Origin of the sequence: Roseicyclus persicicus, from assembly GCF_012395815.1 — a bacterium.
In the GTDB taxonomy this organism is placed as follows: domain Bacteria; phylum Pseudomonadota; class Alphaproteobacteria; order Rhodobacterales; family Rhodobacteraceae; genus Roseicyclus; species Roseicyclus persicicus.
This window is the reverse complement of the sequence record NZ_JAAZQQ010000003.1, coordinates 389,713-397,500: the sequence shown is the minus strand read 5'-3', so window position 1 is coordinate 397,500 and position 7,788 is coordinate 389,713. Positions and strand designations below refer to the sequence as shown.

Below are 7,788 nucleotides of genomic sequence, written 5' to 3'. Positions count from 1 at the left end.
CCAGGTGCTGGCGCAGCGGCGTCACCGCCAGCCCCGCCACCATGAGCTGCAGCGCCAGCTCGCCGTACCGGTGCTCCAGCGCCTCGATCGGCTCCACCCCGAGGCCCCCGGTGGCCGCCAGCCAGAACAGCCAGCCGCCCCAGCCAGCCCCCACTATATAGAGCGTCCACGCCGGGACCCGGCGCAGCGCCTGATTCACGCGGGCCGTCAGGGGCGCCCGCGGCGCGATGTCGGACGGCCCCGCCATCGGGTCAGAAGAACTCCGCCAGGTCCATGCCCTCGTAAAGCGCCGCGACCTCGGCCTCGTAGCCGTTGAACATCAGCGTGTCCTGCCGCGACGCGAACAGCCCGCCGCCGATCCGCCGCTCGGTCGCCTGCGACCAGCGCGGGTGATTCACGTTGGGGTTCACGTTGGAATAGAAGCCGTACTCGTCGGGCTGCGTCGCGTTCCAAGTCGCGTGGGGCTGTTCGTCGGTCAGGGTGATCCGCACGATCGACTTGATCGACTTGAACCCGTACTTCCACGGCACCACCAGACGGATCGGCGCGCCGTTCTGGTTCGGGATCGTCTCGCCGTAGATGCCCGTGGCCATGATCGTCAGCGGATGCATCGCCTCGTCCAGCCGCAGCCCCTCGCGGTAGGGCCAGTCCAGCACCGGCAGCCGCACGCCCGGCATCTCGTCGGGCCGCAGCGCGGTCTCGAACGCGACGTAGCGCGCGCCGTCCTGCACCCCCACCCGCTCCAGCAGGTCGGCCAGCTCGAACCCGTTCCACGGAATGACCATCGACCAGGCCTCGACGCAGCGGAACCGGTAGATCCGCTCCTCGATGGTCTGGCCCGCGACGATCTCCTCGAAGGAATAGGTGCCGGGGTTGTCGACCATCCCGTCGATCACGATCTCCCACGGCGAGGTGGTCAGCGTGTGCGCGTTCCGCGCCGGGTCTTCCTTGCGGGTGCCGAACTCGTAGTAGTTGTTGTAGGTGGTGATCTCTTCCCAGCTGTTCGGCTCCAGCGCGCCCTGCGCCTGCGCGGCCCCGCCGATCAGCCCGGCCCCCAGCATCGCGCCGGCCCCCGACATGATCTGGCGCCGGTTCATGTAGAGCGCCTTGGGCGTGACGTCGTCCCAGGTGAGATCCGAGGTATAGCGGCGGGCCATGCGTGTCTCCTTCGTCGCGGCGCCATCAGCTTGCCCCGGATATGGCCCCCGGCCCAAGCGATGACATGGCTTTTCACGAAACTGTTTGCCGCCGCGGGGCCGCCGCCGGTCACGTCCTCTCACATGTTGTCACGGCCCTTTGATTGGAAACGCGGGGCCGCCGCGGCTTAGGCAGCCGCCCCTCGCCGTCAAGCCGCCCGGCGGAAATCCGCTTCGGTTGAAACGATTTTTCCCCCGGCCATCTGACGGCGGGACGAGGGCACAGCCCCTCGCACCCACAGTCATGAAGGAGACGACCCCATGCGGAAGACCATCCTTGCCCTCGCGGCCACCAGCGCCCTCTCCGCGCCCGCCTTCGCCGGCGGCCACGGCATGAACATCGTGGAAACCGCCGTCAGCGCCGGCAGCTTCACCACCCTCGTCGCCGCCGTCGAAGCGGCCGGCCTGGTCGAGACCCTGTCGGGCGAAGGCCCCTTCACCGTCTTCGCGCCGACCGATGAAGCCTTCGCCGCGCTGCCCGAGGGCACCGTCGAAAGCCTCCTCCTCCCCGAGAACCGTGACCAGCTGATCGCGATCCTCACCTACCACGTCGTCCCCGGCGCCGTGATGTCGACCGACCTGACCGACGGCATGATGGCTGCGACCGTGCAGGGCGGCGAGATCACCGTCGATCTCGACAGCGGCGTGATGATCAACGACGCGTCCGTCGTGACCGCCGACATCGAGGCGTCGAACGGCGTCATCCACGTCATCGACAAGGTCATCCTGCCGCCGATGTGATCCCGGGCCATGCCGCCGGGGGCGCCTCCCCGCCCCCGGCACCCCGGACCAGACAACGCCCCCGCGCCCCAGGCCGGGGGCGTTGTTCGTTCGCGCGCCCCCCCCCGAAACGGAAAAGGCGGGGCCACGCCCCGCCTTTCCCCTGTCTCGCCGGTCCGCGCGCGCTCAGTGCACCACGGCATCGCCCGGCTTCGGCCGGTTCGACGGCGCCACGCGGTCGCCCACGATCAGCCCGTCGACCCCGGCATGGACCTTGACCGTGCTGCCGTCGAGGATGTCGCCCGCCAGGATCGCCTCGGCCAGCTGGTCCTGCAGCGACCGCTGGATCACCCGCTTCAGCGGCCGCGCGCCGAACACCGGATCGTAGCCCTCGTCGGCCAGCCACGACATCGCCGCGTCGTCCAGCTCCAGCGTGATCTTCCGCTGCGCCAGCCGCTTCTCCAGCCGCTTGAGCTGGATCTTCACGATCCCGTCCATGTCCGCGCGGGTCAGCCGGTCAAAGACGATCATGTCGTCCAGCCGGTTCAGGAACTCGGGCCGGAAATGGGCGCGCACCGCCTCCATCACGTCGCGCTTGGCCGCGGCCGCGTCCGCCCCGTCGGGCAGCTGGCTCAGAGCCTGCGACCCGAGGTTCGAGGTCAGCACGATGATCGTCTGCTTGAAGTCGACCGTGCGCCCCTGCCCGTCTGTCAGGATGCCGTCGTCCAGCACCTGCAACAGCACGTTGAACACCTCGGGGTGCGCCTTCTCGACCTCGTCGAACAGCACCACCTGGTAGGGCCGGCGCCGCACCGCCTCGGTCAGCACCCCGCCCTCGTCATAGCCGACATAGCCGGGCGGTGCGCCGATCAGCCGGGCGACCGAGTGCTTCTCCATGAACTCGCTCATATCGATCCGCACCATCGCCTGGTCGTCGTCGAACAGGTATTCCGCCAGCGCCTTGGTCAGCTCGGTCTTGCCGACACCGGTCGGCCCGAGGAACAGGAACGACCCCAGCGGCCGGTTCTCGTCCTGCAGGCCGGCCCGCGCGCGACGCACCGCGCGGCTGACGGCGCTGACCGCCTGCATCTGGCCGATGACCCGGCGGCCCAGCTCGTCCTCCATGCGCAACAGCTTCTCGCGCTCGCCCTCCAGCATCTTGGACACCGGCACGCCGGTCCAGCGCTCGACGACGCCCGCGATCTGCTCAGGCCGCACGGCCTCCTCGACCAGCACGTCCTCGTCCTGGCTCTCGGCCGCGGCCAGCTCCTTTTCCAGCTGCGGGATCACGCCGTAGGACAGCTCGCCCGCGCGCGCGAGGTCGCCGTTCCGCTTGGCCTGCTCCAGCTCGGCGCGGGCGTGGTCCAGCCGCTCCTTCAGAGTGCGGGCCGAGTCCAGCCTGTCGCGCTCGGCCTGCCACTTGGCGGTCAGCTCGGCCGACTGCTGCTGCAGATCGCCCAGGTCCTTCTCCAGCTTCTGCAGCCGGTCCTTCGAGGCCTGGTCGTCCTCCTTCTTCAGGGCCTCGGCCTCGATCTGCATCTGCAGGATCTGCCGGTCGAGCGCGTCCAGCTCCTCGGGCTTGCTGTCCACTTCCATCCGCAGGCGGCTGGCGGCCTCGTCCACCAGGTCGATCGCCTTGTCGGGCAGGAAACGGTCGGTGATGTAGCGGTGCGACAGCGTGGCGGCCGCAACCAGCGCCGCGTCCGAGATGCGCACGCCGTGGTGCATCTCGTACTTCTCCTTGATGCCGCGCAGGATCGATACGGTGTCCTCCACCGTCGGCTCCTCCACCAGCAGCGGCTGGAACCGGCGGGCCAGCGCCGCGTCCTTCTCCACGTACTTGCGGTATTCATCCAGCGTGGTGGCGCCCACGCAGTGCAGCTCGCCGCGGGCCAGCGCCGGCTTGATCAGGTTCGCGGCGTCCATCGCCCCGTCCGTCTTGCCCGCGCCCACCAGCGTGTGCATCTCGTCGATGAACAGGATGATCTCGCCCGCCGCGGCGGTGATCTCGCCCAGAACGGCCTTCAGCCGCTCCTCGAACTCACCGCGATACTTCGCCCCCGCGATCAGCGCGCCCATGTCGAGCGCCATCAGGGTCTTGTTCCGCAGGCTCTCGGGCACGTCGCCGTTCACGATCCGCAGCGCCAAGCCCTCGGCGATGGCAGTCTTGCCGACGCCGGGCTCCCCGATCAGCACCGGGTTGTTCTTGGTCCGGCGGCTCAGCACCTGCATCGCGCGGCGGATCTCTTCATCCCTCCCGATGATCGGGTCGATCTTGCCCTCGCGCGCCGCCGCGGTCAGGTCGCGGGCGTATTTCTTCAGCGCCTCGTAGCTGTCCTCGGCCCCGGCCGAATCCGCCGTGCGGCCCTTGCGCAGATCGTTGATCGCGGCGTTCAGCGCCTGCGCGTTCACCGCGCCCGCCTCCAGCGCCTCGCGCGCCGGGCTCGTGACCACGGCCAGCGCGGTCAGGATGCGTTCGACCGCGACAAAGCTGTCGCCGGCCTTCTTGGCGATCTTCTCGGCCTCGTCCAGAACCTTGGCGGTCTGCTTGTCGATGTAGATCTGGCCCGCGTCGCCCGTCACCTTGGGCAGCTTGCGCATCGACAGCTCCAGCGCCTCGCGCACGCGCTCCGGCGCGCCGCCCGCCCGCTTGATCAGCGTCGCGGCCAGCCCCTGTTCGTCATCCATCAGGGCTTTCAGCAGGTGCTCGGGGGCCAGCTTCTGGTGGTCCTCCCGCTGGGCGATCGTCTGCGCGGCCTGCAGGAACCCGCGCGCCCGGTCCGTGAACTTCTCCAAGTTCATGTCGTCTCTCCTCTCGCAAGCGCCCGGTTCGGCCACCACCCGGCATCGCGGCATGGCGGCCCGTGGGCCTCGACCATCCATGTGGGAAGCGGCGCCTCGCCCTGCAAGTCACGGGCGAGGGAAAGCGCGGCAACATTCCCCTAGGCGGAATGTTCAGGATTTGTCACAACGGACCGCGCGGCCGCGTGTGTTCTGGTCGCGCAGGGGGGCGCCTCCCTTTGTGCCGGCGCCCCCCGACCCGATGGACAGCGGGCGCGCACCCCCCTAGGAACGGGCGACCCTCGCATCCGAAAGGCCAGCCCCATGTCCGATGACCGCCTGATCGTCGCCCTCGACGTCGCCAACGCCCTGCAGGGCCTGGACCTCGCCGCGCGGATCGGCGACGCGGTCTCGTTCTACAAGATCGGGCTGGGGATGCTGACCGGCGGCGGCCTCGCGCTCGCCAACGAGCTCAAGCAGGACCACGGCAAGCGCATCTTCCTCGACATGAAGTTCTTCGACATCGGCGCGACGGTGGAAAAGGCGGTGCGCGGGATCGCGGCCTACGACCTCGATTTCCTCACCGTTCACGGCGACCCGCAGGTGGTGCGCGCCGCGAAACAGGGCGCGGCGGGCACGGGGCTCAAGATCCTCGCCGTCACGATCCTGACCTCGAACGACCGCGCCGACCTCGACGCCAACCTGATCGTGCCGGGCAACATGGCCGACATCGTCGCCACCCGCGCGGCCCGCGCCTTCGAGGCCGGGGCCGACGGCGTCATCGCCTCGCCGCACGAGGCCGCCCTGATCCGCGCGCTGCCCGAGGCCGCGGGCCGCCTGATCGTCACGCCCGGCGTCCGCCCCGCCGGCAGCGACGCGGGTGACCAGAAGCGCATCGCCACCCCTGCCGCCGCCATCGCCGACGGCGCCGACCACATCGTCGTCGGCCGCCCTGTCTGGCAGGCGCCCGACCCGCGCGCCGCCGCGCGGGCGATCCTGGCCGAGCTGCCCTGACCCCACCCCGGCGCGATCCGTGCTATCCTCCGCGCGCCCGACGCCGGAGGATGCCATGCTGCGTGACGATGACCCCCGCCTTGATCTCCATTTCCTCGCCGTGCGGCAGGGGATCGGCCTGCTCGGCCTGATCCTGCCCGTCGCGCTCTACGCCTACGGGCAATCCGGGGCCGGGCGGATGCAGCCCTCGATCTCGGAATTCTACTACACGGCCATGGGCGACGTGTTCGTGGGCTGCCTCACCGCCATCGGGGTGTTCCTGCTGTCCTACCGCGGCTACCGGGCGCGGCCTGCGATCTTCCCTCTGGGCGACCGGGCCACCTCGATCATCGCCGGGCTGGCCGCGCTCGGGGTCGCCTTCCTGCCCGCGGGCGCCGACCCGGCCCATGCCCGCTGCCTCGCGGGGGGCACGCCCGGCGCCTGCGCCGGCGCCCTGCCCGACCCCACGCTCCTGACCGGGCTGCATTTCCTGACCGGGCCGCTGCATTTCGCCTGCGCGGCGGTGTTCTTCCTCGCGCTGGCGTGGTTCTGCCTCGTGCTGTTCCCGATGGGCGGGCGGCGGCGGCCCGACGGCGGCCCGGCCCTCAGCCTCGAACACCTGACCTACTATATTTGCGGCGGCATCCTGATCGCCGCGATCCTCGCCGCGCTGGCCTATCTCGCCCTCCCCTTCAAGGACCAGATGCGCGCGGTGAACTACATCTTCTGGGTGGAAACCGCCGGCGTCCTCGCCTTCGCCGTCGCCTGGCTGGTCAAGGGCCACGCCCTGACCCGGCCGCTCGGCTTCCGCATCGCGGGATCGGCCGAGTAATCAGTTGTCGTTGATGTCGCGGTCGAAGGTCCGCACCTGCCCCCGGTAGACGCCCGCCCAGCGCCGCAGCACCAGCCACGCCACCAGCGACACCACCGCGAAGACCAGCGCCAGCAGCGGCCAGGACCCCGCAAGCCAGACGGCCAGCGGCCCGCCCACCAGCAGCAGCAGCGCCACCACCGCCGCCCCTGCGGCAAAGCCCAGCAGGACGAAGCCCGGCAGGATCACCTCGCCGATGGCCAGCACCACCGCCGCCGCGCCCCAGACCCACCATTCGGCCCACATCAGCCGCGCCCCTTCAGCATCTGGAACGCCTTGCCGAAGGCATCCACCGCGTCGGCCGGCACGATGATCGTCTGGCTGCCCTGGCCCTTGGCGACCTGCGCGATCGCCTTCACCTGCTCCAGCGCGATGTTGTACTGCACCGCCTCGAGACCCCCGCGCGCGATGGCCTCGGCCACCACGCCGGTGGCATAGGCCTCGGCGTCGGCCTCGACCCGGCGCGCCTCGGCCTGCTGCCGCGCGGCGTAGAGCTCGGCGTCGGCCGCCAGCTCCACCGCCCGCTTCTGGCCCTCGGCCCGCGTCACCGCGGCGCGGCGCTCGCGCTCGGCGTTCAGCTGCTGCAGCATCGCGTCCCGCGTCGCCTGGTCGAGACCGACGTCGAGGATCTCGGCCCGCGTCACCTCGATGCCCCAGTCGTTCACCGCGCCCTCGACGCTTTCCTTGATCCGCGTGATCAGGCTGGCGCGGTTCGACTGCACCTCGTCCAGCTCCATCTTGCCGATCTCGGCGCGCACGATGCCGGCGACCGTGGTGGCGATGGCCGCGTCCACGTCCCGGATGCGGTAGACCGTCTTTTCCGGCTCCAGCACGCGGTAGAACACGCTGGTCTCGACCACCAGCAGCACGTTGTCGAGCGTGATGGCGTCCTGGCTGGCGGTCGGCAGCTGCCGCTCCAGGATCGACACCTTGTGCGCCACCCGGTCGAGGAAGGGCACGATGAAGTTGATCCCCGGTCCGAGCACCGACTTCAGCCGGCCGAACCGCTCCACCACGTGCTGCTCGGACTGCGGCACGATGCGGATGGCCAGGAAGATGCAGAGGATGATGAAGAGGGCGAGCAGGAGAATCACGAGATTCCCGCCCACCAGCGTGGCGATCAGGTCTTCCATCGGTACACTCGTCTGTTGGTCCTCGGGCTTCATGGCGCAAGGTATGCGGGGGGCCGGACCGCAAAGCTACACCAAAATGACGCCGCCGGGCGGG

At 70.1% G+C, this 7,788-nt stretch carries 8 protein-coding genes (1 of these 8 only partly in view); 3 read left to right on the top strand and 5 right to left on the bottom strand.

The annotated features are described in order from the left end of the window. Together msrQ and msrP are read right to left on the bottom strand one after the other, a co-directional pair. On the bottom strand, positions 1–247 hold the start of the coding sequence (gene msrQ, locus HCU73_RS11775; protein WP_168623650.1) for a protein-methionine-sulfoxide reductase heme-binding subunit MsrQ. The gene continues 392 nt to the left of window position 1, outside the view; 247 of the gene's 639 nt are visible here — the first part of the coding sequence; its start codon is at positions 245–247; the stop codon falls past the left edge of the window. Between the two features lie 4 nt (positions 248–251). Continuing rightward, positions 252–1,157 (bottom strand): protein-methionine-sulfoxide reductase catalytic subunit MsrP, encoded by a 906-nt coding sequence (gene msrP, locus HCU73_RS11770; RefSeq protein ID WP_168623649.1) that lies wholly within the window; start codon positions 1,155–1,157, stop codon positions 252–254. A 300-nt stretch (positions 1,158–1,457) separates the two neighbouring features. Between msrP and HCU73_RS11765 the strand changes: the two genes are divergently transcribed. Beyond that, entirely contained in the window at positions 1,458–1,937 is a 480-nt protein-coding gene (locus HCU73_RS11765) for a fasciclin domain-containing protein (protein WP_168623648.1), read from the top strand. A 165-nt stretch (positions 1,938–2,102) separates the two neighbouring features. Here the strand turns inward: HCU73_RS11765 and clpB are convergent, their stop codons facing one another. Next, positions 2,103–4,718, bottom strand: coding sequence for an ATP-dependent chaperone ClpB (gene clpB / locus HCU73_RS11760; RefSeq protein WP_168623647.1), 2,616 nt, complete (start codon positions 4,716–4,718; stop codon positions 2,103–2,105). A gap of 303 nt (positions 4,719–5,021) precedes the next feature. Here clpB and pyrF point away from each other — a divergent pair, with 303 nt between their 5' ends. Continuing rightward, entirely contained in the window at positions 5,022–5,711 is a 690-nt protein-coding gene (gene pyrF, locus HCU73_RS11755; protein WP_168623646.1) for an orotidine-5'-phosphate decarboxylase, read from the top strand. A gap of 55 nt (positions 5,712–5,766) precedes the next feature. Continuing rightward, positions 5,767–6,522 carry a hypothetical protein gene (locus HCU73_RS11750; RefSeq protein ID WP_168623645.1) on the top strand — a complete coding sequence of 252 codons (756 nt, stop codon included), beginning with the start codon at positions 5,767–5,769 and terminating at the stop codon, positions 6,520–6,522. Here HCU73_RS11750 and HCU73_RS11745 read toward each other — a convergent pair whose 3' ends face one another. After that, complete coding sequence (locus HCU73_RS11745) at positions 6,523–6,807, bottom strand: NfeD family protein (protein WP_168623644.1); 285 nt, start codon at positions 6,805–6,807, stop codon at positions 6,523–6,525. After that, the gene (locus HCU73_RS11740; RefSeq protein ID WP_168623643.1) at positions 6,807–7,694 is read right to left on the bottom strand and encodes an SPFH domain-containing protein; all 888 of its coding nucleotides are present in this window, start codon (positions 7,692–7,694) and stop codon (positions 6,807–6,809) included. Before HCU73_RS11740 ends, HCU73_RS11745 begins: the two co-directional genes overlap by 1 nt. Between the last annotated feature and the right edge of the window lie 94 nt (positions 7,695–7,788).

Coding starts and splice junctions, on each gene's coding strand:
- HCU73_RS11765 (WP_168623648.1), top strand. CDS start 1,458: ATGCGGAAGACCATCCTTGCCCTCGCGGCCACCAGCGCCCTCTCCGCG.
- msrP (WP_168623649.1), bottom strand. CDS start 1,157: ATGGCCCGCCGCTATACCTCGGATCTCACCTGGGACGACGTCACGCCC.
- HCU73_RS11750 (WP_168623645.1), top strand. CDS start 5,767: ATGCTGCGTGACGATGACCCCCGCCTTGATCTCCATTTCCTCGCCGTG.
- pyrF (WP_168623646.1), top strand. CDS start 5,022: ATGTCCGATGACCGCCTGATCGTCGCCCTCGACGTCGCCAACGCCCTG.
- clpB (WP_168623647.1), bottom strand. CDS start 4,718: ATGAACTTGGAGAAGTTCACGGACCGGGCGCGCGGGTTCCTGCAGGCC.
- HCU73_RS11745 (WP_168623644.1), bottom strand. CDS start 6,807: ATGTGGGCCGAATGGTGGGTCTGGGGCGCGGCGGCGGTGGTGCTGGCC.
- HCU73_RS11740 (WP_168623643.1), bottom strand. CDS start 7,694: ATGGAAGACCTGATCGCCACGCTGGTGGGCGGGAATCTCGTGATTCTC.